This is a genomic window from Staphylococcus sp. HMSC068C09, from assembly GCF_001813735.1.
Taxonomy (GTDB): domain Bacteria; phylum Bacillota; class Bacilli; order Staphylococcales; family Staphylococcaceae; genus Staphylococcus; species Staphylococcus hominis.
This window is the reverse complement of the sequence record NZ_KV813755.1, coordinates 100706-127587: the sequence shown is the minus strand read 5'-3', so window position 1 is coordinate 127587 and position 26882 is coordinate 100706. Positions and strand designations below refer to the sequence as shown.

Here is a 26882-nt window from a genome sequence, read left to right as displayed (position 1 = left end):
ATCCCTTCAGCCGGACTTGGGTATTCCTCCAATGAACACAATAACCATCATATAATATTATTCATTGGAAGTCAATATTTTTATATTATTATGCTAAAACTTTTTGTTTGAGATATTGATCTACTGATTTAGCTACAGCTCGTCCTTCTTTAATTGCCCACACGACTAAACTTTGTCCACGACGTGCATCTCCTGCAGCAAATACTTTTTCTTGATTTGTACGATAATCCTGCTCATTTGCTACGATTTTATTTTGTTTAGTTTTAATATCAAATGATCGTGGTACTGTTGTTTCAGTTCCTTCAAATCCGATTGATAATAATACTAAATCTGCTGGCCAGTGTCTTTCTGTACCATCAACCACTACCATACCCTCAGGTGTTTCTTCCAAAATTTGGGTATAAACACCGCGAATATTACCAATCGCATCTACATCATATCGCATAGTTTGAACGCCATATGCACGAGGCTCTCTTCCAAATCGTGCTTCATATTCTTTATGAGCATAATCCATTTTAAATACAGGTAATGCTAAAGGCCAAGACGTGTTACTTTCAAATGTAATTTCTTCTGGTGCTTTTGTATACTTGTTAAACTGTACAATAGATTTACAATTTTCGCGTAAAGCAGTCGCTACGCAGTCTGCTCCAGTATCCCCTGCTCCTATAACAATTACATTTTTATCTTTAGCCGTAATTGAAGCTTCTTCAATCTCACCATTTAGAACTTGCATTTGCTCGGTAAGGTAATCCATAGCAAAATGAATACCTTGTCCCATTCTACCTTCTAAAGGCAAGTCACGTGCTTTTTGAGCACCAGTACATAATATAATCGCATCAAATTGTTCTTCTAATTCATCACGTGTTATATCTACACCGATATTAGTATTTGTCTTGAAAGTAATACCTGCCTCACGCATGATTTCAATTCTACGTCGAACCACAGTTTTGTCTAACTTCATATTTGGAATACCATACATTAATAAACCACCTGGCTCAGCTGCTCTTTCAAAGACAGTAACTTGATAGCCTAAATGATTTAATTCTTCCGCAGCTGCTAATCCCGCAGGACCGCTTCCAACAATTGCCACGCTCTGATTTTTGTGTTCTTTTGGATATTTTGGTTTTACCCATCCATTGTCATAAGCTTCATCAATAATCGTGCGTTCGATACCTTTAATTGCTACAGAATCACGATTAATTTTCATAACACATGATTGCTCGCATGGTGCAGGACAAATACGTCCTGTAAATTCAGGAAAATTATTCGTCTCACTTAGACGTTCGTATGCTTCTTTAAAGTCTTGATGATACACTAAATCATTCCATTCAGGTATATAATTTCCTATTGGACAACCAATTGTTTCTCGTCCGAAAGGAAGTCCAGTTTGACAAAATGGCGTTCCACAATCCATACATCTTGCCCCTTGAATAGAGGCTTCTTCTCTAGAAAATCGTTGTTGGAACGCTTCGTGTCCTTCTAAACGTTCAATGAGTGACAATTCTGCTAATGATTGTTTCTCATATTTCATAAACCCTTTAAACTCACCCATAACTTTTCCTTCCTTTCTTTAATAAATCACAGCTGGTTGCAAGTCTTTTTCAATCGATGTGCGATGATCATAAAATGCAGCTAATTTTGCTTCGTTATCTTCTGATAAATGACGATGTTGTAACTCGATTTTTTGCATCATTAATTCATAATCTTTTGGAATTACTTTTATGACATGTTCAGTGACATTCTCAAATTGATTTAAGATATCTTTAGCTTTTGTACTTTCTGTATAACGATAATGTTCTTCTAACATTGATTTAAGTAACTGCTTTTCTTCATCATGTTGCACGCGTTTAAATGCTAATGTTGGAAGTTGGTTCGCTTTTTTAAATGCTTCGATATCACTTGGGAAGATATAACATACTCCACCACTCATACCTTGGCCAAAGTTTTTGCCAACATCACCAAGTATAACAACATGTCCACCTGTCATATATTCCAAACCATGATCTCCAATTCCTTCAACAACTACATCAACACCACTATTACGAATACAGAAACGTTCTCCAGCACTACCATTAATATAGGCTTTACCACTAGAGGCTCCATAGAAGCATACATTACCTGCAATAATTTCATTTTCACGAGCATGCTTTGGTGCTTTCACAACAACTGTTCCACCAGATAACCCTTTTCCTACATAGTCATTAGCATCTCCAGTATGATGTATTAATAGTCCTTTAGGAGCAAATGCACCTAAACTTTGCCCAGCATGGCCCATCGTTTCTGCAATAATCGTTTCTTCAGGTAAACCTTTACTACCATATTGCTTCGTAATATAACTACCCGTAATTACACCAACATTTCGTTGAGTATTATTAATTGTATATTGTCCTTTGAATGTTTCACCATTTTCAATACTTTGTTTTGCCTCTTTATATAAATAATTTAAATCGAACCCAATATCTAAATGATGATTTTGAGCTATTTCTTTTGTGTTCGGTCCATCAACTGCATGAAGTAATTTCTCAATATCAAGTGATGCAGCTTTAGATTTAGGATTAATATGACGAGAACGTTGTAATAAGTCAGTACGTCCTACTAGTTCTTCGACTGTTTTCAAGCCAAGTTCCGCGAGAACTTCTCTTAATTCTTCAGCGACGAAATGCATAAAATTGACAACATGATCCGCTTTACCTCTATAAAGCGCACGTAAATCTTTATTTTGCGTTGCTATTCCTACTGGACAAGTATCATTATGACACACTCTCATCATAATACATCCGAGAACAACAAGAGGTGCAGTTGCAAAACCAAATTCTTCTGCTCCTAATGCACACGCTAATGCTACATCTCTACCTGTTAATAACTTACCGTCTGTTTCTAAACGTACACGGCTACGTAAATCATTTAACTTTAATGTTTGATGTGTTTCTGCTAAACCAAGCTCCCATGGTAATCCGGCATGTTGAATACTTGTTTTAGGAGATGCACCCGTACCACCGTCATAACCACTGACTACAATTTTATCTGCAAATGCTTTAGCTACCCCTGAAGCGATCGTTCCTATACCTGTTTTAGATACAAGTTTAACAGCAATATCAGCATCTTTATTTGCATTTTTCAAATCGTGAATCAATTGCGCTAAATCTTCAATTGAATAAATATCATGGTGTGGTGGTGGAGAAATAAGCCCAATACCTGGTGTAGATCCACGTGTTTCAGCAATCCATGGATATACTTTAGTGCCAGGAAGTTGTCCACCTTCACCAGGTTTTGCACCCTGAGCCACTTTAATTTGTAATTCTTTAGCGTGTTGTAAATACTCACTAGTTACACCAAATCGTCCTGATGCAACTTGTTTAATCGCACTTGATAAATAACTGCCATCTTCTTGAATGACATATCGTTTAGGATTTTCTCCTCCTTCACCGCTATTGCTTTTTCCTCCTAATTTATTCATCGCTTTTGCTAAAGTTTGATGTGCTTCCTCAGAAATAGAACCATAGCTCATAGCACCTGTGTTAAAACGTTTTACAATCGATTCTACAGATTCTACTTGCTCAATAGGAATTGATGATTGAGATTTAAATTCTAGTAAATCACGTAAATGGTCGTGTCTATTTTCATGCACAGCATTAGTAAATGTTTTAAATTGCTCGTAATCATTTTCACGACAGGCATGTTGTAATAAATGAATCGTGGTTGGATTAAATACATGATGTTGTCCTTGTTGACGCCATTGGAAGTTACTACCAGAAGCTAGATATTCTTCTTCATTACTTTGACGTTTTCTATTTTCTTCATCAATTTGTTCAATACTTAATCCTGATAATTTAGATTGTGTTCCTGTAAAGTAAGTGTCAATCACATTTTGAGATAAGCCTACTGCTTCAAATATTTGTGCGCCTTGATAACTTTGAACGGTAGAAATACCCATTTTAGCCATAACTTTAATAACGCCTTCTGATAAAACATTTGTATATGTTTCAACATTTTCAGAAATCGAACCTTCAAGATGATGACTATCAGTTAAATGAGCAATCGTTTGTTGTGCTAAGTAGGGAATGACTGCATTAGCACCATATCCAAGTAAACAAGCAACATGATGCACTTCACGTGTTTCACCTGATAAAGCAACAATACTTGTACTCATACGTAAATCTTCTTTAATAAGTAATTGATGAATATGACTTACAGCTAATAACATCGGCATAGCATAATGCAACGATTGAGTTGTATTGATAAGTGCGCTATCATCTAACACTAAAATTGTGTAACCTTCTTTTGTAGCTTGAATCGCTTCTTCTCCTATATGATTTAAAGCTTCTTCGAGTGAAATATCTTGATACAGGGTCGATAAATGTTTCACGTTAAACTTACTTTGTTCAATTTTATCTAATTGATTTAATGTAAGAACTGGTTTAGTAAGCTGTATACGATTTAAGACATTCGGTTCTGGATGAAGTAAATTTCCTTCACTACCTAGATAAGATAACTCACTTGTTACAATCTTTTCACGATAAGCATCGATAGGTGGATTCGTTACTTGAGCAAACAGTTGTTTAAAATAGTTAAATAATGATTCTGGTCGTTCATTTAGTACTGCGAGCGGCGCATCATACCCCATGGCACCAATAGGATCTTTTTTTCCTATCAAAAGATCTGTCATATATTTATGAATATCTTCCTTAGTGTAGCCAAACTGCTTTTGTACTTTAAACAGTGTTGCTTCATCTAATAATTGACGTTGATATTGAACTTCGTCTAATTCTAAATCAATCTTGTATTGATCAATCCAATCTTTATAAGGATATTTATGTGCAATATGAGTTTTAAGTTCGTTATTTTCGATGACTTTATTAGAGTTAAAATCAACGAGCAATAATTTCCCAGGATTCAATTGTCCTTTAAAAGCAACGTTTTCTTCTGGAACATCAATCACACCCACTTCAGATGAGAAAACAATAAAATTATCTTTAGTGATTGTATAGCGTCCTGGTCGTAATCCATTTCGATCCGTTAATGCGCCAATTTTATCGCCATTACAGAATGAAATCATTGTTGGGCCATCCCAAGGTTCCATTAAATAGCTATAAAATTCATAAAATGCACGTACATGTTCATCATTGGATTTATTATATAACCATGGCTCTGGTATAAGTAACATCGCCGCTTCTTCAGGCTCCATTGCTAAACTTAAAAACTCCAACGCGTTATCTACAATAGCTGAGTCGCTTCCGTCTTCATCAACAATATTTTGAATTTTTTCACTTTCATTACCAAATAAAGTATTAATAAGTTGACGTTGACGAGCACGCATCCAGTTAACATTACCTTTAATCGTATTAATTTCTCCGTTATGCATAAGAAGTCGGTTAGGATGTGCACGTTTCCAACTAGGGAATGTATTCGTACTAAATCTAGAATGAACAAGTCCTAATTTTGATTGATAATCCTCATTGTTTAAGTCTAGGTATAACGTCTTGATTTGATCTGAACGTAACCAACCTTTATAGACAATCGTTTTATGAGATAAACTTGTAAAATATAAATCTAAATGTTCGCGTTCTGCATATTGTTCAATTTGTTTACGTGCTAAATAAAGCTGTTTAACAGGCGTTTCATGTTGGTTTAAATCTACAAACACTTGTTGTACATAAGGCATTGTAGAAGCAACATGTTCTGCTAATGCTTGTGTATCTACAGGTACATCTCTATAACCAATTACTTTCAATCCTTCATCGTTAAAGTATTGGTTAAATACAGTTTCATGCTGTGTACCTGAAACTTTTTGATTAGAGAAAAAAAGACCTACCGCATATTCACCTTCATTAGGTAAGTCGAAATGAGTATGTTTTTTAAAAAATTCGAAGGGAATTTCTGTCATAATTCCTGCGCCATCACCAGTAATACCATCAGCTCCAATACCGCCTCGATGGTCTAATCTACGCAACATTTCTAATGACTTTTCAATAATATCGTGAGATCTTAAATTATCCATATTGGCATAAAAACCGATTCCACATGCATCATGTTCCTCACGGTAATCATATAATCCTCTTTTTAGTCTATCTTTAAACACGATGCCCACTCCTTTTGAGAATTTTCAGAAAATTTACTGTTAATAACAATTAATATAATGTAAAATATTTATCTGAACAATATATTAAATAGATGATATCATTCTAATAATTAGAATATTTACGATATACTTAGATTAAGGAGGTAAAATATGGAAATTAAACAATTACGATACTTTGTTGAAGTGGCTCGCCGTGAACATATTTCTGAGGCTGCATTGGAACTTAATATTGCTCAATCTGCAATTAGTCGCCAAATCAATTTACTTGAAAAAGAATTACAAGTCCCATTATTTGATAGACAAGGTCGCAATATATATCTTACTTCGCACGGTAAAGCGTTACTAACACAAGCAACTCACATACTAGAACAACTTGATGAAACAGTTGCACTTTTTCAACAAGAACAACTTAAAAACGCTCATCATATCAATTTAGGTTTTGAAGAAAGTTATGCTTCTCATATGATTACACCTATTATTCAAACGTTTGAAAGAGAATATGATAGTCACATTATACCTAGTTTAATGAATCATACTCAGATAGTAGACTATTTAAATTCAGGAAAAATTGATATAGCTATTGTTGAGAATACACCTGAACTACAAGCAAACTCAACTCTTTCAATTACGTCTTTATATGAAGAAACATATCATTTATACGTACCTAAAGACGATGCTATTGCCTTATCATTTAATCCGCCCTTAACACAACTTAAACAATTTGAAAAAAATCCTTTATATACACTTCACGATTTTCCTGATTCTATTAAAAAACGATTAGAATCTGTAATTAAAGTACCTATATATACACTAGGTACAAAGTCTCTTGGTCAGTATCTATTAAAACAACGTCGTGGCCATCTACTCTTACCTGATTATATATCGTTGGATCATTCATCTGAACAATTAGAGGATATCTCTTTATCACATACAGAATTAAAACGTTCATTTTGTGTGGTATTTAAAAAAGACAATAAAAAAGTAGATATCTTTAATCTATTTCATCTCATTCAAACATTGCTAAATAAAGTTTCAACATATCACTAGGTCTTGTAACGAACACTAACACATAACATGTGATTGAATATCATTTTGAACACGCATATATTTACTTTATTGCAATAAAGGGGTAAATTATATAATTAAAAAGAGGTTTAGGTTTAATGAATATAAAGACACTTCATGTTTCTAAAATTAAAAACACTCATCGTCTAATTATTATTGTTACTTTCATAATGATTGGATTATTTATTTTTACATTTTTTAATGCTTCATTTTATCAAATACCTATTGGTAAAATCACAAATATCGAAACAAGTCATGGTCAAAAAGTCACAGACGAGCATCATAATACTGACACAAAATATAATCAACGATTAACTATACGCATTCTAAACGGTAAGTATAAAAACGAGATCACAACTGTTAATAATCATTTTGTAAAATCTCAAGCAGATTCAGAGCAATTTGCTAAAAACGAAAAAGTATTATTACATATACAAAAAGGTCCATCTGACGCTACCATTCTAGAAAAAAAACGCGATGGCCTTACTGTGGCGATTGTAGGCATATTTATCGTGACACTTTTAATTGTAGGCAAAAATGTAGGGTTACAATCAATTCTATCTCTACTATTTAACACTGCGTTTATTATTGTTTCCATAGGCATTCATAATACTTTTTCAGGTACAAATTTATTTTTATTAATGAGTATAGCCATTATTTTATCAACTATTCTTACATTAGTATTAGTAACTGGGTGGCAAAAACGAACTTGGGTTACGATAGTTGCTACTTTATCTGGAACGTTTTTATGTGTAGGGATTACTGAATTATTAATTCAGTTTACAGGTGGTAATGGCATCAAATATGAAACAATGAGTTTTTTAACGCTACCTCCAAAAGATGTCTTTATGTCTTCTGTTCTTATAGGAACATTAGGAGCGGTGATGGATGTAGCCATTACAATTTCTAGTGGAATGTACGAAATTCTCCAGCGTACGCCTCACATTTCAATGGCTCGTTGGGTTTTAGCTGGACGTCATATTGGCCAAGATATTATGGGTACCATGACCAATATCTTATTATTTTCATATTTATCAGGTAGTCTAGCTATGGTATTAATTTACTTAAAAAATGCGAATACATTTACTTACACAATATCTATGAACTGGTCTCTAGAAATGACACGTGCACTGACTGGTGGTATCGGTATTGTATTGACCATTCCTATAACCATAGGACTTATGGTCACTATATTTAAGTGGAAAGGAGTAAGTCGATGACTACAATTTTTTTACTCGCACTATTACTTTTTATTTTAATGGTTTTGCTTGGCGGTAAAAAAGGACTCATTTCCTATCTCACTTTATTTTTAAATTTTATTATTCTTATTATTAGTATTGTTTTCATTCTGTTTGGCATGCCAATCTACCTAATAGCCTTTACTTTTTGTCTTGTGACTGCTGCTTGTAACCTTTTTATTTTAAATAGTTACAATATCAAAACACAAGCCGCATTTATCGGAACGATAGTAACAACAGTGCTTCTTATCATAGGCGTCTATTTATCTGTAAAATTTGGTCATCTACAAGGTTTTGCTACAGAACAACAAGATGAAACCTATATATTTTCAATGAATATTGATATAAATATGCTACAATTCTCTGTTTTTACTATTATGTTGGCTGTCATCGCTGCTGTAATAGATTTAACGATTACAATAAGTTCACCAATGTATGAGTTGAATGAAACCAATCCTAATCTTTCTCGTAAAGAATTATTTCAATCTGGTATGCGTGTGGGCAGAGAAATTCTTGCTACTTCCGCTAATACAATTTATTTAGCTTATTTTGGTGGACAATTAACATTATTCTTTTGGTTTTTTCAACTTCATTATTCATTTGGGCATATTTTAAATTCTAAAATTTTTGCTCAAGAGTTTATCTCAATCTTATTAGGTGGCATTGCAGTCGCGTTAAGTATTCCTATCACGGCTTGGGTTAGTGCTCGGTTGATTAAATATCATCAACTTAAACAAACAGATCACCACATTACTACTTCATCCTTAAACGAAGATATAAAATAGTAAAGACCAAACAGTGGCATTTAATGATTGAAAGCATCAAATGTCACTGTTTTATTTATTCAATACTTATGTTGAAAATGTTTCAATCCACTTAATTACAGCTGGTGCGATATATTGTGTATCAAATTTATTGAACCAACGAATATCAGTAACTTCATTATCAATTTGAACTTCATTCCAATTAATACTTCGATTAACCTTAAATCCATTTAATTCGGTCAAAGTATTTGGTTGAGGATAGGCTTCACCAATCACTTTTCCAATATATGTAAAATCATCTTGAGAAAAATGAAGTTGTAGTTCTTCTTCAATTTCTCTTTGAATAGCTTCTAAGAGCGTTTCACCTTCATCAATTTTCCCACCAGGAAAATAATATTTTTCTCTGTGACGCACTTGTACCAGTAAAATTTGGTCCTCTGTTTCTTCCACTAAACATACACATTTAATCATTCTATTCATCCTTATTAAAATATTCTCACTTCAAAAAAATAATTTAATTTAGTATGATATTAACATACATTAAAACAAACATTGGGACAAATTCTTAATGAGTGGTATAACATTCAGATTTGTTTTTTATTTTTATGGAGGTCTTGTATGATGGCAAAACAATCAAAACTTTCACGCTTATCTAGTTTAGTAAGTACAGCAGGATTTATTGTGGATGGATATAATGGACTTAAATATAGTGCAAAAAATAAAAATTTAGTTTATCTATCACTAGCACTTAGCACAGCGGGTACTGTGTTCGATTTTATAGTTTCTATGAGATCACCACGTAAATTCACATCATTTATCTCATTTATTGTTAATGTGACACGCTTAGCTTCAAGCTTTAGAAAAGTGAAAGAAGATTATCATTTCGAATAAAAAAACGAGCCTAAGACATAATGAATTGTCTTAGGCATTTTTAATATATTGGCAGTCGATGACTGAAGTAAAAATACGCTTGTATCAAGCTTTTTTCAATTCTAGTCCCGGATTCCCAACATAAAGACTTTCAATAAGAAAGTCTATGTCCAACGCAAATTAGGGATACGTTGCCAAGGTAGGACGACGGATTCAAAATGAATTCTGTCCCATTTCCTTCATTTTTTTACTAATGAATAAATTTATATTGTCTAACTTGATAGGCTGGAATTGTACGATATGTTAAAATTCCTGGACCTGCACTAAAGTTCATTTCAGATACTAAAATACTTCCATTACTATTGACGCGTTCTACAAATGCAACATGACCATAGTAGCCAGCATCTGATTGAGCAATTGATCCTACAGTAGGATGATAATCAATTCTATAGCCATCTCTTTCAGCTGCATTATCCCAGTTATTTGCATTCCACCAATATGTACTAATACCTTTACCGATTTGAGCACGACGATTAAAGACATGCCATGTACATTGACCCCAATCATATAAATTTCTATGATTAAAAATCGGTGTATGATAATAATAATTTGATGATGAACTTGTACTATTTGTATTACTACTTGATGATGCTGTGCCGCTTACGCGTAATGTTTGACCTGGGTAAATAAAGAAATTATTTAACCCATTTAAACGCATAATATTTTGATATGTCGTATTATATTTCCAAGCGATGCCCGATAATGAATCACCGTAACGCACAGTATAGTAGCTTGAAGAACTAGATGAATTTGAGCTACTTTGTGTGTGGCTACTCGAACGTGCTGTCCCTGAAACTTTTAATGTTTGACCTGGAAAAATTAAAAAGCTATGAAGTCCATTTAATTCCATAATATGGCGGTACGTTGTACCATAGCGACTAGCAATTGATGATAAACTATCTCCACTTTTTACTGTATATGTACTGCTTGAGTTATTACTATAAGAATGGGATGAACTAGAGCCTGAAACAGTTAATACTTGATTTGGAAAAATAAGATTTGATGTCAAACCATTTAATGATTTTAATTTAGCTATTGTTATACCATAGCGATTTGAAATAGACCATAATGATTCTCCACTTTTTACGGTGTGAGTTGTTGCTGCTTCTGCTTGATGTGCAAATATTGTACTAAATGCCCCAGTTCCAATAATTGCTGTTGCAAGAACTTTTTTATTCATAAATAAGCGCCTCCTTAATTTTATGCTTATCTTTGACATGTCCTCATGACAATTGTTGTATTAACGCTTAGTTTTATTACGTTAATTCTAGTGCTTTAACTTTAATTTTTTCTACTCAAGTAGTCTACTTATATAAATTAATATATTTCATCATAATATTCCATTTCAATTTGATTACATAATGATGAAATTTTAGTACGATACTTATAAATTTAAAACTTTATAAAAATCAATTTCTTTAGTCTAATTATTGCATAACGCAAATAAGGATTTTTTTAATGTGATTATATTTAATCAAAAATTTATGATACTATTGAAAATGATATAAAAAAAGAGCGAGACAGAATTCATGTTTGAATTAGCTGTCCCACTCCAAGAGTCGAAAAAAGCTTGATATATGTGTATTTTTAATTCATTAACCTACGATACATGCTAAACGACTAAACAACGATTGATATTCTACAATTTTTAACTTACTATTTTAAGCTATCTTCAATGTCTTTAATTTCTTTTTGAGATAAATCGACTGCTTTTTCGCCATCTTTAGTGTCTTTTTTCAATGCTTCTTGTGCTTCTTTACTATGATATAGATCTACAATTTTTTTGTATGTTTTATTATCTTTATCTTTTGAGTTAACGGCAATTAAATTAATGTATGGTTTAACTGCATCTGAAGTAGAACTTTCTAAATAAATTGGATCTTTCTTAGCATCTAAGCCTGCTTTCGTTGCTACACCATTGTTGATAACTGAAATATCAACATCATCTAATGCACGTGCAGTTTGTTGAGCATCTACTTCTTTAATTTTTAAATGTTTAGGGTTATCTTTAATATCTTTTGTTGTACCACTTAAACCAAAGTTATCTTTTAATTTAATAAGTCCTGCTGATTCTAATAATTTTAAAGCACGCGCTTGGTTAGAAACATCATTTGGAATCATCACTTGCGCGCCATCTTTAACATCTTTAATATCTTTTACTTTTTTAGAATAGATGCCTAAAGGTGCTAATACGGTTGTACTAATTGCTTCAATTTTTGCATCTTTATGTGCTTTTTTATATTCATTTAAGAAAGCAAAGTGTTGGAATGCATTCATATCGATATCTCCATCACTTAATGCTTTATTAGGTACGTTATAATCTGAAAAGTGCTTAATTTCTAAATCAATATCATCTTTTTTTGCTAATTCTTTTACTTTTTCCCAAGCAGCAGTATCATTTGATGCTACGCCAACTGTTACTTTCTTACTATTTCCTCCGCCTGAACATGCCGCAAGGACAATAATAGATGCTAATAATAAACCGATTATTCTCTTCATTAAAAACTGCCTCCCAATATTAAAATAATTTATTTAAATAACTAATTTCTGCGAATTATTCTAGAAATAAAGTTACCTAATGACTGAATAATTTGTACGATAATAACTAGAACGACAACTGTAATAATAATGACCAATGTATCAAAGCGTTGGTAACCATAAACAAGCGCTAAATCTCCAATACCACCGCCACCTACAGCACCGGCCATAGCTGTACTACCAATTAAACCAATAATCGCTGTAGTAATAGCTAGTACAAGTGAACCTAATGCTTCAGGCAATAAAAAATGACGAATAATTTGAAGTGGTGATGCTCCCATAGCTTTTGCTGCTTCAATAATGCCATCATCTACTTCTAAAAGTGAATTTTCTACTAAACGCGCAATATATGGTGCTACATATACTGTAAGTGGAACAATTGCAGCTGTCGTACCGATTGACGTACCTGCAACTAATTTAGTAAAAGGTACAATTGCGATTAATAAAATGATGAATGGAATAGATCTTAAAATATTAATAATTGGATTAAGAATTTGGTGAATAACGACATTAGGCCAGATTCCATGTTTTCGAGTGACTACAAGTAAAATACCTAATGGGATACCAATCAATGCACCAATAATTAATGATACTGTTACCATATAAAGTGTTTCATACAATGCTTGCATTAATTGAGATGACTCTATGCTTGAACCAAACATTTAACGCACCTCCTCATAATGAATATGTCGCTCATTAAAATATGATTCTACCGTGTCACGACTAAATTGTGCATCGTGTTCAAAGCGTAACCATAAATAACAAATCGTTTCATCTTGAATATCTGACATAGACGAGAATAGAATATTTACATTAAAACCATATTGGTTTATTAACTCGTTCATTAATGGATAATCAATTTGCTTTTTATCTAAGAAAAGTCTGTAATCTGTATAATGATTATCTGCTCTTTCAAATGAGGCACGTAATGCTTTAGAAGGCTCTGTACTAATAACTGTTGATACAAAATTTTGTGCTGTTTTCGTTTTCGGATGACTAAACACATCTTTTACTGTACCAATTTCTACAACTTCCCCGTGTTCCATTACAGCTACACGATTACAGATTTTTTGAATCACGCTCATTTCGTGAGTAATCATCATAATCGTAACCCCAAATGTTTCATTCACATTTTTAAGTAATTGAAGAATAGAACTTGTTGTCGCAGGGTCTAATGCACTTGTCGCTTCATCGCACAATAATATTTTAGGATTTGTTACAAGTGCTCTTGCAATTGCAACACGTTGTTTTTGTCCTCCGGAAAGCTCATCTGGAAATTGATTTTTCTTATCTGCAAGTCCCACAAACTCTAGCATTTCTTCAACTTTCTCTTTAATCTCAGAATTACTTTTGTGACTCAGTATCAATGGCATTGCTACATTTTTAAAAACGGTTTTAGAATTTAAAAGATTAAAATGTTGGAAAATCATTCCTATATCTTTTTTTACGTTGCGAAGTTCTTTTTCACTATATGTATTAATATCATGTCCATCTACAATAACATGGCCCTCTGTAGCTTGTTCTAATTGGTTAACTAAACGTACTAGTGTACTTTTACCAGCACCACTATAACCAATCACACCAAACACATCACGCGCATCAATTTTAAAAGAAACATCTTTTAAAGCGTGGATGGTTTCTCGTTTCTTTCGAAATACTTTATTTACACCCTGAAATTCAATCACTATGTTCACCCTTATCTAATTCTGATTAAATTCGTATGATATGAAGTATAGGCAAAAGTTAAGGATGCGTCAATATAGTTTTTTAAAAAATTGAAAATTTCAGATATTTTTAGTATTGAATTACTCTTTTAGTTCCAAATATCATAATAAAAATACAAGAGTACAATAAATATCGTTTCAATTTCTATTGCACTCTTGCATTAATACTTTCACTATATTCTATTTATTTAGCGTATCTATGGCTTGTTTTAAATCTTGTACTAAATCTTCAGTGTCTTCAATACCGATTGATAATCGAACTAAACCATCTGTAATTCCTTCTTTAGCACGCACATCTGCTGGAATAGATGCATGTGTCATCAAAGCAGGTACAGAAATTAAGCTTTCCACCGCACCTAAGCTTTCAGCAAGGGTGAAATAGTGTGTTTCACGAATTAATTGTTTAGCTGCTTCTGTATCTTTGACTTCAAATGCAACAACGCCAGTATGACCACTTGCTTGAGCGATATGAATATCATGATTAAGATGACTTTCAATACTAGGATGGAACACTTGTTGTACTGATGGATGTTCTTGTAACATTTTCACAATACCTTCTACGTTACGATTGATTTGTTCCATACGTAACCCCAGTGTTTTAATTCCTCGAATTAATAAATAACTATCTTGTGGTCCTAATACACCACCTGTAGAGTTAGAAATAAATGCTAAGCGTTCACCTAATTCATCATTAGATGTAGCGACTAAACCTGCAACAACATCACTGTGTCCACCAATATATTTTGTTGCTGAATGTAATACAATATCGATTCCAAAATCTAACGGATTTTGATAGTACGGTGTCATAAATGTGTTATCGACTACAGAAATGAGTTGATTTTCTTTCGCAATTTCTGCTGCACGTCGAATATCTGTCACACGTAATAAAGGATTAGACGGCGTTTCGATATATAACATTTTTGTTTCTGGTTTAATATAATCTTTTACGTTTTCAATATTTGTAGTATCAACGAAATCAACATCAATACCAAATCGTGTAAAGACTTTTGTTAAAGCACGATAAGTTCCACCATACACATCAGAATTTAAAATTAAATGATCACCTTTATCTAATAACATTATAACAGCGCTAATCGCAGCCATACCTGAACCAAATGCAAATCCATGTTTACCATTTTCTAAATTCGCAATGACGCTTTCAATAGAAGCACGTGTTGGGTTTGCAGTACGTGAATATTCATAACCCTGTCTTAAATCACCAATATCATCTTGCAAATAAGTACTTGTTTGATAAATTGGTGTCGTTACTGCTCCAGTAAAATCATCCGTCGTATGTCCACCATGAATCATTTGTGTTTTTTTCTTCATTATTATTCTCCTTTGTATTCAAATATTTTTTTTGACATATAACGATCACTGCCATCTGGAAAAATTGTTACAATAATACCTTTATCAATACGACGTTTAATATCTAAAGCACCTTGTAATGCTGCACCAGATGAGCTACCAACAAGTAGTCCTTCTTGTTTAGCTAATCGTTTTACATTTTCAAATCCTTGATTATCACTAACTGTAATAATATCATCAACGATAGATTTTTCTAAAAATACCGGCCATTTTTCAGAGCCAATACCTTCAATATCATGAGCATGTGCTTTGCCACCATTCAAGACTGAGCCTTCAGGTTCAACAATAATATTTTTAACATTAAATTGTTGTAAATGTTTAGCTACACCGGTAAACGTTCCTCCAGATCCAGCACCAGCTACAAAATAATCAATGTGTGGTAATGCCTCTGTAATTTCTTTTCCAAGTGTATGCGTATAGGCTTCTGGATTATGTTCAGTTTCAAACTGGTTCATATATACTGCATCGTATTTGTCAGCATAATGACGCGCTTCTTTTTGTGCACCAATCATTCCCTTATTTTTAGGTGTTCGTTTGATTTCAGCACCCAATACTCGCATAATTGAAATTTTTTCTTCTGAAAATCCTTCTGGGGCAAAAATCACACACTTTAAATGATAACGATTAGCGGCCATTGCTAATCCAATTCCTGTATTACCAGCTGTAGCTTCAACGATGGTATCTCCTTTTACAATACGTTTTTCTTTTAGCGCAGTTTCTACAAGATATTTCCCTAGTCGATCTTTAATACTTCCACCAGGATTAAATTGTTCTAACTTCGCATAAATTTGTACATGTTCATCGCTAAAACTTTCTAATAATACTAGTGGCGTTTGTCCTATTAAATCATAAGTAATCATATCTTTCGTTCAATACACTCATGTAATGTCTGAACATACCTACTTTCTATAATCATATTCATTTCCAATATTTAATTTTAATTCTTACTCAACCGCTACGAATTATACGCTAACTTATATCTTATTGCAAAAAGCTAGATTCTTTATGTAAAATGTAATTAGTTATTGCGTTTAAGTACTCATATTATGATAAAAGTGAACTACTGGAAATGAATTAAATTTTACGATGAATCAACGTACAAAGGAGAATCGATGATGACATCTAAAGCAGACTTATCTTTATCCGTCTTTACTAAGGATGATTATAAAAATTTAAATTATAAAAATAGTACATTTAGAAACTCAATGTACGACGAAATTGAAGTAAATAAAAGTCACTTTAAACATTGTGATTTTAGCGAAGGTATTTTTAGGAATGTAAGCACTATTTCAAATTCAAAAATGATCAATTGTAATTTTGATAAAAGTATCTTTGAAAATGTAAATTTTTTCAAGACGCTGATTAGTAAATCAAATTTAACTGTTACCTCATTTGATGAAAATCATTTTAATACATTAACGATTGAACATTCTATTTTTAAAAATAGCAATATACGTAATGTAAAATTTGATAACGTCACGTTTAAAAAAGTGATTTTTGAAAATGTCACTATGGATTTGTGTCATTTTGAAAATGTAAAAATAAAAGATTGTATATTTAAACATGTCACTATTAATAATTCTTCAATTCCTGAAAAAATATTAAAAGAATTACATAAACAAGATGTTACGTTTGAAAATATGTAATTCAAATTATCTTTATGCTAAACAGAGTCTAGAACAACGATTTGTATTCTAGACTCTGTTTATTTTTGTTAATGTTAAAATAATTGAACAATAAAAACTAATATAATAATAATGGGCATCATATATTTAATTAAAATATACCATGGAACAAAAAGTTTAAATTTATCTTTCCCAAAGCTCTCTTTTAATGCTTGTTTATCTAATAATTGACCTACAACTAATGTCGTTCCTAATGCTCCTAATGGCATCAAGATATTCGATACGATAAAATCCATATTATCAAAAATTGTACCCGCTCCAAACTTAATTCCACTTAAACTGCTAAATGATAGTGTTGCTGGGATACTAATAATAAATACTAATATACTTGCAATAACTGATATAGCTTTTCGTTTAGTATTATCATTTTTAGTGAAATTTGAGACATTTAATTCCAATAAAGAAATAGAAGACGTTAATGCCGCAAATAAAAATAGAATTAAGAAAATTAAATAAAATACAATACCAAAGCCCATTTGATTAAATACTAACGGTAACACTTTAAATAAGAGTCCTGGTCCTTCTTGAGGTGCATAACCAAATGTTTTTAAAGCTGGGAATATTGCAAGTCCTGCTAATACAGAAACTAAAATATTCATAATAACAATTGAAATGGCGGAAGATTTAATCGTCATTTCCTTAGGCGCATAACTCGCATATGTAATCATACCTGTCGTGCCTAAGGATAGTGTAAAGAACGATTGACCTAATGCAAATAAGACACCCTTAACTGAAATATCTTCTATTCTCGGTTGTAATATATAGCGAACGCCCTCTAATGCTCCGTCTAATGTCAATGATTTAGCAACAACAATAATTAGAAAAACAAATAATAAGGGCATCATCATTTTAGAAGCTTTCTCTAAACCTTTTTCTACACCTAGCATAACGATAATCATTGTTAAAAGAATAAAAATACCCTGTCCCAACACAGTTAACCACGGGTTACTAATTATTTTTTCAAATTTAATTTGAGTTAATGACGTATGTTCAACAGATAATAATTGTAAAAACACATTCCCAATATATATAACAATCCAGCCACCGATAACACTATAAAAGCCGAATAAAATAAAAACAGCTAAATTTCCATTCCACCCAATAATATTTAACCATTTTTTTCCTGTTAATTTACTATAAATTCGAGTCGTATAAGTGCGCCCCATTATTCCTACCGTAAATTCCATAATCAGTAACGGTAATCCTACAAAAATAGTAAAGATTAAAAATAAAAATAAAAAAGCGCCACCACCATAAATGCCAGCCATATATGGAAACTTCCACATTGCGCCTAATCCTATAGCAGAACCAGCACTTGCTAGAATAAATCCGGTTGATGTTTTCCATTGTGATTGATTACTCATTTTCTATCTCCCTTTAACGCGTTAAAGCATGTGTGCGATTAAGTTCTACTCTAACATGTCTGACTAAATAGTGCAATATGCATATAAATGAGTATTAAAAAGATAAGAATAGATGTAAATGACATCTCTCAACTATTCTTATCGTTTAAACTTACTGTTACATTTATTTTTCAAAATCATATATTATGGATTGACCTTCATCTACTTCTTGAATATTCAAACTTTCGATATGATCAACATTAATGTAATGAACTTGTGAGTCATCTTTTAGAAATAAATAGGCCAATTCATCAAATTCATCAATAATACGCTGTATGCATGTGTCATAGTCTGGACCATCTTGGAACGTTTTAAATTCTTTATAAGTAGTTCCAGAAACCGTTGTATATATAAGTAAGAATGTACGTTTCATCTTATTACTCCTTTATTCAGATTTAAAAAAAGTTACAACTTGAGTGATAACGTCTTCATGTCCATCTCCATAAGTCATTAAATGACGACTTAACGGATGACATGTTAAATCTTTGTTATTACTATCAATATGATTAAAAATATAATGGGCACTATTTTGATAAAAGGCATCATCATTACCACCATACAAAATACGAGCGGGAACATGTATACGTTCTAATTCATTAGAAATTATCTCAATAAATGCTTTAAATTCTGCGATATGTGGTTGATAGTCTTGAATTGTTCCAAGTTGTTGTTGTGAAGTAGTTTCATCAAATTTCAATAATTGATTCATGCGCTGACCATAACGTTCCATACGCCACGCAATACTTTTTTCTTCTTTTTCACTTGGTGCAGACATCACTGCTATTTTAGAAACATCAAATAACTCAGCTAACTTTAATGTAAATAGTCCCCCTAGTGAGATCCCCGTTACAAAAATAGTGTCAAACCCTTTATTTTTTAAAAATTGATACCCTTCTAATACATCATTCCACCAATCCTGAATCGTAAATTGAGTAAATTGGTCTAAAGGTAAGCCATGTCCCTGATAATTTGGTGCAAAGCATGTGAAGTTTTCTTCATTAAGCGCCTTAGCTAATGGTTTTACATCACGAACAGTTCCTGTAAATGAGTGAAGTAATAATATCGCTTCTTTTCTTGAACCTTCTAAATAAATCGGATGTGGTGATTTGATTTTCATAGTATTCTCCCCTTTTAAAATACTTATGTTATGAAACTTAAGCTTTACTTCTTTCTTAATTTAATATTAAAGAGTGGTAACGTCATTGAAAATAAAGCAACCCAAATCATTCCTAACGAAAAACCACCAATGACATCAGTTAGATAGTGAGCGTGGAAATATAACCTACAACTTAATACGCCTATCCAAAATATAACGACAACTATAGCAATACTATATCGTATCGCTTTGTTTTTAATAAGTGGAATAACAACTAAGAGTATAGCTAAAGCAAATAATGTACTGGCATTTGAATGACCACTTGGAAATGAATATCCATGGTCTACTAAAAGATGGTTATACGGACGAGGACGAGCTATTATTTGTTTAATTAAAAAATTAACATAAGTTCCTGTATAAATCGTAACTAATAACCACAATGAAAGTTTATAATTTTTAAAAATTAAGATAAGTGCTAAAAATAACGTTATGTAGAGAATGGATTTTACTTCTCCAAAATTAGCACAAAACGTCATCATTTTATGCCAAATTGTACCGTCATAGTGTCTTCTAGGTTTACCAAAATAGTTGGTCAACTCATGTAATGAGTTTAAATCTAATTTTTGCATTAGTGTGGTATGATAAATGACATTCATTGCCGTTATTATAAAAATAATTAATCCAACAACAAACATAGAAATAGTTTTAGTTGGCGATACTTCTAATTTATTTTTCATATTTGTTTTTCCTTTACTACATTTGATACTAATATTTTATGAAAACTCTTTCAAATAATATATCCGTTCTTCATATTCATTAAAGTTTGAAGATGTATCACACAATTCATTCATCAATATGTTGACTACTTAACTTAACTCATTGATCGTATTGCCCTTTTATACCTCTAGCATCAGAATAGTCGGACAAATGATAATGAGTAAGAGGTTCTGATTGAATTGATTCGTTCGCATCTCTATCTCTCTTTTAATGTTAGTTAGATTTTACAATAAATGATAAAAATTCGCTTGTAAAAAAAGAGATTAGGAATTATTTTTTATATAACATTTCCTAATCTCTTCTCGTACTTATAACATTTTATTTTAAAGTGATTTTTCAAGGTTCTTATCTAATTTAAAAACAATAATACGTTCACCAGTAATTGTACTTAAATCACTATGGAAGCTTTTAACTTCAGTACCTGTGATTTTGAAAACAAGTTGCATTAAATCATCTTGTCCAGATTCCACCAGTTCTGAGCGTGTACGTTTAATGTTAAGTAATCCCTCTTGAGTTTCACATACACGATACTCCGCAGGCGTCAAAATACCTTGTAAGTTGACGATAATCATATCTCGTAGAATATCTGTCTTTACTGACAACGAACCACGTCCAAGAAAATCTTTTTCCCATTGCGTAATTGCTTTACTAATTTCTGCTTCATACATACCTTTCGATTTCGTCATTGCTATAACAAATCTCCTAATGTTTAATTAACATTAGTGTATCATTTTTTAAATTAAAATCGAATAGCTTACCAATCTTTAAAACTACCCTTTTCATCAATACTTGCAAGACGTACCCATTGATGATCGACTTTTTGTTTAAACTTAATATTATCATTAAGTAAACGTTGTATATAACGATCTGGTGCTTGAATCACGACTAATAATCGAATTGGAGCATGATAAATTTTATTGTCCCCTGCCATCACAGACTGCCATGGCAATCCAGCTAATAAATCACTTGAATTCCCTTGCATAACGCCAACACCAGAAGTGACAGATTGTGTTGTTTTATTACCGCTACCATAAAAATGTGGTGCCACTGTAGAGGCATAATACTGTAGGTTAATCCACTGTGCAACGAGTGCTGGACCAGAAATAATTGTATTTAGTAATTGACCATCAGGATCTTTCGCATAATCATAATTATGTAAAAATGCACGTCCTTCTAAATTACTACCTTCTGTAATACTTCGTTGCCCAATAATAAATTCTGCATTACGTGCTAAGCCCCATTCTGGACGGATTTCGCTCCAATCATTTGCAAAGCGATGTGCTTCCGCAATTGGATGTTTCAATTCTCTATCGCTTAAACGAGGTAATTGAGCAAGACGTTCTAAATTTGCATGATAACTTACACGTGGCATGGCTTCTTCTAAAATATCAAATGCTTTCTTTGCTTCTGATGTTAATGAGGGAACGTAAATCCATTCTAATTCATCAATTGATGTTTTATGTTCTGCAGCAACAAATACTGTCTCATCCGGAATATGAATGCCTTCAGCGGCTAACCCTTGACGTACTAAAGGTAAATTGCACATCATGGCAAGTAATTTCGCATTAAATCCACTTGAAGCTCCTCCACAAGCACCACATTCTAATGATGCATGGTAGGGATTATTGTTTGTTTCGCTTCCATGCCCTCCAAGTACTACTAATGGCGCAAAATTTGTAGTTAAATCCATTAATTGTAACGCTTGTTTCGTAAAAGCAATTTGTTCTTCTTCAGTAAATCCAACAGGCAAATCACTATGTACATGATGATCTCTATCAATCGTTAGCTTAGCATTCGGTTTTTTTAACCAATTTTTAGTCAATTTACGAATAAATACGCCTGTTTTCTTTGGCATTAATGTACTTGCAAGTGTATTTAAACTTAAAAATGGCCCACTTAATTCTGGCAATAATAAACTAGGTAGCACATTATTTTTCATTAATTTAAAAGTATAAAACATGGATGTAATGGAATGTTGCTGTTGATTATACGTATTTAATGCATGTCGCTCTGCATATTCTTTAATAGTATATGCAGGAGGTACCATCACTGGTAAAGAATCATGACTAAACTGTTCATCTAATGCTTTTTTTCGTATAGGTAAACCAAAGAAACCTGCAATTCCTATAGTTTCAAATGGCCCTTGATTTTCTAAATGACGACGAAATGGTTCAGAACGTACATCGATACAAAATGCAAGTTGTACTTTTGTAGGTTGTTTGTCACGCTTGACCGATTTATCGTAAATCATCTCAACAAGTTTGCGTTCGTGAGTTTCTTCCCAAGCTTCTAACCATAATTTCTTGAAGTATAATGGATTAAAATCATGAGCAAACTTCAAGTGTTCAATTTGACCCTCAATAGACATCTCAGCCCATTCATCAATCGTCATTTCACCATAATATAACCATTTACTCACAAGTTCTTTTATTCTTTTTTCAACATTTAAGACTGCCGGACGGCTCATTTTTTCAGTATCTAATAGAATACATTCCATTGTAAGGCGTATTGCAAGATATTGAGTTAATAAGTCTTTTTCATGTTCATGTTTTTCAGCACGATAATACATCATACCTGCCCAACCTGGTAACGATAAAAGATGTCCAGTTAAATAAAATTCATATTCATCTTCAGCAATATCTAGATGATTAAGTGCCATGATTAATGCGTCTTCATAGTTGTGTGGCAACATCTTAATCATTTTACGTTGAGTTTTAGTCAACATTGGATCATATTTCGCTAAATGTAACCAGGCTACATAGAACCCTTCTTCGCGTTTAGGCATTGTCCAACTTGATTGGAAAGTATCTAAATATAATTTTGACCATTTAATAATATGAGTATTTAACTCATCCATTAAAGATTCGCCTTTAGCATTAAATGCATTTGCACTTTTTGAACGTGCATAAGCAAATGACTCATTTTCGAATACTTTTTTGAGTTTTGAGACTTCTAATTTCAGATAGGCTTCTTTAGTAATTAAATCTCTCGGAATATCTTTAATATTCATAGCATTTTTGCAGTACGTATCCACATGAGTCTTAGGAATATCCGTCTTATAAGATTGAATAGCTTGTTGTACTTCTTCTTCAACGATATGTTTATCAATCTCACCATTTTCAAGCGCCGTCATTACAGAAGCATGGCTTGGATATAAATCAATATCACGCACATGTTTAAACCATTGTGCAACTTGATCAAAGGTTTGATACTCAAGTTCTTCCCATGGATTACGTGCTGCAAAGATTGAAATTGGTGAAAGTGGCGTAATCACACGACGTGCAGATTGAACAACGTCTTCTATATTAATAGTCATGTAAATGTTCACCTCTTATAAATATTTCTTTAAATAATTTGGATGGCTTTCTACAGATTTAAATTTAGCTTCTCCAATTTTAATTAACCATAAGTAAACTTTAGCAAAGGCTGTAGATGTACGATGGCGAGCGACCCAAATACTAAAAATACTACCTAGCACTAAAATTGCAATACTAATGATAATACTAATTAACGGTGGATGGGCAGGAGCCATATATACATGATGGAGTATATTAACAAATACTTGATGAGTCATAATATAAACCATTGCAACAACTACAATCATTGTAATACCTATAAAGCGTCCCATTACTCCTTTATTTAATGCTACAAGTTGATTCCATGATACAGAGATAGACCAAGCTAAGATAAATGCACTAATCAAAATATATGGGCTATGGTTACTTGTCATAAAAAATACAATTGCAATAATCAATGCAAGAGCTCTTCCAAGTATTATCCATCCATATGATTTCTTAATATTAGGTGGAGTTGGTATATTAAATCGTCTGACAACTGAGCCTGATTGTAAGAATAATGTAGCTTTAAATATACCATGCAATATTAAATGGATAATCGCAGCTGAATAAACACCCATTGCACATTGAACGAGCATAAAACCCATTTGACTCATCGTTGATCCAACAAGTTGTCGTTTATAATCAACATGTACTAAACTAATGCCCGAACCAATCAATACTGAAATACTAGAAATAATTAATAATATTGTAAGAGCAATAGAATTATCAAATATCGGTGAAAAACGCGTTAAAATAATGCCCCCCGCATTAACTATACCGGCATGCATAATAGCTGATACAGGTGTAGGCGCAACAACTGATTCAATTAACCAACTCTGAAATGGATATTGCGCAGCTGGAATAATAACAGCAACAACAAGCAATAAATCAATAACTAATTTTAGACCATGATTTAGAGCATAGTCATAATTTTGAGAAGGATCGATTGTCCATTCTCCTGTTCCTATGTATAGCAAAATAACCGCAATTAATAGCGCTAACCATCCAATAATAAAGGAACGTGCAGAAACTTTTGCTGCCTCCGCTGGAACTTTCCAAGTTTTATTCAATCTAATTAGTTGCGTTAAACAAAATAACGTTAATCCCCAGCATAAAGTCATTAAACGTAAGTCATTGCTTAACCATCCTAGTGAAGCAAAAACAGTTATAAATGTATATAAAGGAAAATACTTACGATAATTGTGATCTCCTAATAAATAACGCGTTGAAAACTTTTGAATAATAAAACCTAACGCTAAAACAAAAGCACCTACTAACCAAGCAAGTTTATCTAAGGCAAATATGCCAATAACTTCTCTTTCATTTATAGTCACTAACCCTACAATACCTACAATAACTGGCAATAGAAGTAAAGCTAAGTGAAATCTTATGTATTTAACTGGAACTGAGGGGATTAAAACAATCAACCCACTTAACGCTGCCATAATAAGCGTTATAAAAAATAATATAAGTAAACTACTCATACTTAACATTATCATTCCTCCACTTTTAAACTGTAACCTATATATAACTATTGCTTATAATATAATAAAACACCTACAATAGTTTAGTTTTATCCTATTAAAAAGGACGACTATCTATTGTAGGCTTCTTTTATGCTCATTCAATATATTTATTAATGCTCTTTAAGCAACCTATAATTTAGATTTAAGTACATTAGTTTTACCCTTCAATTAAACAATAAAGTAAATGATACTTTTTGCCTCATTGCTTGATATAAACCTATGTATAATTTAATGCATATTAAATACAATATATGAAAATATCAACTAAAAGTCAAATTTCTAATATATAAAAAGAGTTTGAGACGATAAAGTATGTCCCAAACTCTCACGGATAAAATGAATTTACTTCATTACTTATAAAATAACATATTTTGTTCAATATTCATGTAACAATTCTGTGAAAACGCTTAATTTTTTTGTAAAGTTTTTTAATATTTTATTTGCTTTTTTTGAATAATGAAGGATGACTATCATATTTTTGTGATTACCTTAGCTTTTTTGTCTTTAAATTTATTTTAATATTAAATCATTCTTTGTATCGATAACTTTAGCGCTTTAACAAGTTAAACTAGATTAAAATAAAGAAAGGTATAGTACTGATGCAAAATAAACAATATACATTAACCATTTCATTTATAATAAGTAGTCTCATTTTTTTAATAACTATTTTTTCGGTTTTTACTAAGTCGTTATGGACACATATATTAGATTTACAATCATTCTATTGGTTCTTAAACACATTTGGCGAACCAAAAATGAATTTCAAAGGTAATTGGTTCAATGACTTTATGACGTTTCTAGCATCATACGGTGATATTGCAACCTTTATTACCCTGACCCTTATCATCGCAACTATTGTTTTAATTAAGCGACGCTTCTTATTAGCAATATGGTTACCGACAACAGTAGCTTCAGCAGGTATCATAGGTATTGCGTTAAAAGACATCATTCATCATTCAAGACCTTATGATCACTTAACAATTGATGCAGGATTTTCATTCCCAAGCGGACATGCTTTAACAAGTACGATTGTTATTTTTGCTCTTATTTTTGTACTTATCCCTAAATTAGGAACTATCTGGGTAAAACGCATAATAAATACGGTGTTAATTGTAGTATGGTTAGGTATTTTATTTTCAAGATTATACTTCCATGCTCACTATCTCACTGACGTAGTTGGCGGCATATTTTTTAGTTTTTCATGGTTATTCATATCATTGATGGTGTATCAATATATTCTTCAAAAAGTACACCATAGAACATCATTACAACAAAGACGATAATCATTTCAATCAAAAAGAAATTAGCATAAACGTCCAAATTATTGAATTTAATAAAAAAAAGCGAGCAT

General features: G+C 32.2%; 22 protein-coding genes. 6 read left to right on the top strand and 16 right to left on the bottom strand.

The features are described 5' to 3' along the window. Positions 1-88: 88 nt before the first annotated feature. The gene (locus HMPREF2930_RS04700) at positions 89-1552 is read right to left on the bottom strand and encodes a glutamate synthase subunit beta (RefSeq protein ID WP_017175202.1); all 1464 of its coding nucleotides are present in this window, start codon (positions 1550-1552) and stop codon (positions 89-91) included. A gap of 18 nt (positions 1553-1570) precedes the next feature. Then, complete coding sequence (gltB, locus tag HMPREF2930_RS04695; protein ID WP_017175201.1) at positions 1571-6079, bottom strand: glutamate synthase large subunit; 4509 nt, start codon at positions 6077-6079, stop codon at positions 1571-1573. A 150-nt stretch (positions 6080-6229) separates the two neighbouring features. Between gltB and gltC the strand changes: the two genes are divergently transcribed. The 3 genes from gltC to HMPREF2930_RS04680 all read left to right on the top strand — a co-directional run bounded on the left by gltC (position 6230) and on the right by HMPREF2930_RS04680 (position 9167). Then, on the top strand, positions 6230-7126 hold the full coding sequence (gene gltC, locus HMPREF2930_RS04690; protein WP_017175200.1) for a glutamate biosynthesis transcriptional regulator GltC: 897 nt from the start codon (positions 6230-6232) through the stop codon (positions 7124-7126). 116 nt (positions 7127-7242) lie between these two features. Beyond that, positions 7243-8364, top strand: coding sequence for a YibE/F family protein (locus tag HMPREF2930_RS04685; protein WP_017175199.1), 1122 nt, complete (start codon positions 7243-7245; stop codon positions 8362-8364). After that, positions 8361-9167 (top strand): YibE/F family protein, encoded by an 807-nt coding sequence (locus tag HMPREF2930_RS04680; RefSeq protein WP_017175198.1) that lies wholly within the window; start codon positions 8361-8363, stop codon positions 9165-9167. The genes HMPREF2930_RS04685 and HMPREF2930_RS04680 overlap by 4 nt, the downstream gene beginning before the upstream one ends. Before the next feature lie 66 nt (positions 9168-9233). Here the strand turns inward: HMPREF2930_RS04680 and HMPREF2930_RS04675 are convergent, their stop codons facing one another. Further along, positions 9234-9617: an NUDIX hydrolase gene (locus HMPREF2930_RS04675; RefSeq protein WP_017175197.1), complete on the bottom strand. Its 384-nt coding sequence runs from the start codon at positions 9615-9617 to the stop codon at positions 9234-9236. A gap of 150 nt (positions 9618-9767) precedes the next feature. Here HMPREF2930_RS04675 and HMPREF2930_RS04670 point away from each other — a divergent pair, with 150 nt between their 5' ends. Then, positions 9768-10037, top strand: coding sequence for a hypothetical protein (locus HMPREF2930_RS04670; RefSeq protein ID WP_029376773.1), 270 nt, complete (start codon positions 9768-9770; stop codon positions 10035-10037). A 229-nt stretch (positions 10038-10266) separates the two neighbouring features. Here HMPREF2930_RS04670 and HMPREF2930_RS04665 read toward each other — a convergent pair whose 3' ends face one another. The 6 genes from HMPREF2930_RS04665 to HMPREF2930_RS04640 all read right to left on the bottom strand — a co-directional run bounded on the left by HMPREF2930_RS04665 (position 10267) and on the right by HMPREF2930_RS04640 (position 16566). Further along, on the bottom strand, positions 10267-11256 hold the full coding sequence (locus HMPREF2930_RS04665; protein WP_017175195.1) for a LysM peptidoglycan-binding domain-containing protein: 990 nt from the start codon (positions 11254-11256) through the stop codon (positions 10267-10269). 476 nt (positions 11257-11732) lie between these two features. Continuing rightward, complete coding sequence (gene gmpC / locus HMPREF2930_RS04660) at positions 11733-12575, bottom strand: dipeptide ABC transporter glycylmethionine-binding lipoprotein (protein WP_002448016.1); 843 nt, start codon at positions 12573-12575, stop codon at positions 11733-11735. Positions 12576-12616: 41 nt separating this feature from the next. After that, positions 12617-13276: a methionine ABC transporter permease gene (locus tag HMPREF2930_RS04655; protein WP_017175194.1), complete on the bottom strand. Its 660-nt coding sequence runs from the start codon at positions 13274-13276 to the stop codon at positions 12617-12619. Further along, positions 13277-14299: a methionine ABC transporter ATP-binding protein gene (locus HMPREF2930_RS04650; protein ID WP_002447973.1), complete on the bottom strand. Its 1023-nt coding sequence runs from the start codon at positions 14297-14299 to the stop codon at positions 13277-13279. It abuts the gene before it with no gap. 219 nt (positions 14300-14518) lie between these two features. Further along, complete coding sequence (locus HMPREF2930_RS04645; RefSeq protein ID WP_017175193.1) at positions 14519-15667, bottom strand: bifunctional cystathionine gamma-lyase/homocysteine desulfhydrase; 1149 nt, start codon at positions 15665-15667, stop codon at positions 14519-14521. A 2-nt stretch (positions 15668-15669) separates the two neighbouring features. After that, on the bottom strand, positions 15670-16566 hold the full coding sequence (locus tag HMPREF2930_RS04640; protein WP_017175192.1) for a PLP-dependent cysteine synthase family protein: 897 nt from the start codon (positions 16564-16566) through the stop codon (positions 15670-15672). A gap of 255 nt (positions 16567-16821) precedes the next feature. Between HMPREF2930_RS04640 and HMPREF2930_RS04635 the strand changes: the two genes are divergently transcribed. Next, positions 16822-17352 carry a pentapeptide repeat-containing protein gene (locus tag HMPREF2930_RS04635; RefSeq protein ID WP_017175191.1) on the top strand — a complete coding sequence of 177 codons (531 nt, stop codon included), beginning with the start codon at positions 16822-16824 and terminating at the stop codon, positions 17350-17352. 74 nt (positions 17353-17426) lie between these two features. Here HMPREF2930_RS04635 and HMPREF2930_RS04630 read toward each other — a convergent pair whose 3' ends face one another. The 7 genes from HMPREF2930_RS04630 to HMPREF2930_RS04600 all read right to left on the bottom strand — a co-directional run bounded on the left by HMPREF2930_RS04630 (position 17427) and on the right by HMPREF2930_RS04600 (position 25498). Further along, positions 17427-18755: a sodium-dependent transporter gene (locus HMPREF2930_RS04630; protein ID WP_037541620.1), complete on the bottom strand. Its 1329-nt coding sequence runs from the start codon at positions 18753-18755 to the stop codon at positions 17427-17429. Positions 18756-18918: 163 nt separating this feature from the next. Next, positions 18919-19167: a hypothetical protein gene (locus tag HMPREF2930_RS04625; RefSeq protein ID WP_017175189.1), complete on the bottom strand. Its 249-nt coding sequence runs from the start codon at positions 19165-19167 to the stop codon at positions 18919-18921. A 12-nt stretch (positions 19168-19179) separates the two neighbouring features. After that, positions 19180-19911, bottom strand: a complete 732-nt coding sequence (locus tag HMPREF2930_RS04620; RefSeq protein ID WP_017175188.1) for an alpha/beta hydrolase — start codon at positions 19909-19911, stop codon at positions 19180-19182. A gap of 44 nt (positions 19912-19955) precedes the next feature. Beyond that, positions 19956-20627 carry a phosphatase PAP2 family protein gene (locus HMPREF2930_RS04615; protein WP_017175187.1) on the bottom strand — a complete coding sequence of 224 codons (672 nt, stop codon included), beginning with the start codon at positions 20625-20627 and terminating at the stop codon, positions 19956-19958. Positions 20628-20990: 363 nt separating this feature from the next. Next, complete coding sequence (locus tag HMPREF2930_RS04610) at positions 20991-21353, bottom strand: Na-translocating system protein MpsC family protein (RefSeq protein WP_002447992.1); 363 nt, start codon at positions 21351-21353, stop codon at positions 20991-20993. A 68-nt stretch (positions 21354-21421) separates the two neighbouring features. Beyond that, positions 21422-23983 (bottom strand): DUF2309 domain-containing protein, encoded by a 2562-nt coding sequence (locus HMPREF2930_RS04605; protein WP_017175186.1) that lies wholly within the window; start codon positions 23981-23983, stop codon positions 21422-21424. A gap of 15 nt (positions 23984-23998) precedes the next feature. Next, positions 23999-25498, bottom strand: a complete 1500-nt coding sequence (locus tag HMPREF2930_RS04600) for an NADH dehydrogenase subunit 5 (protein ID WP_017175185.1) — start codon at positions 25496-25498, stop codon at positions 23999-24001. Positions 25499-26286: 788 nt separating this feature from the next. Here HMPREF2930_RS04600 and HMPREF2930_RS04595 point away from each other — a divergent pair. Continuing rightward, positions 26287-26814: a phosphatase PAP2 family protein gene (locus HMPREF2930_RS04595; RefSeq protein WP_228451900.1), complete on the top strand. Its 528-nt coding sequence runs from the start codon at positions 26287-26289 to the stop codon at positions 26812-26814. Positions 26815-26882 lie beyond the last annotated feature (68 nt).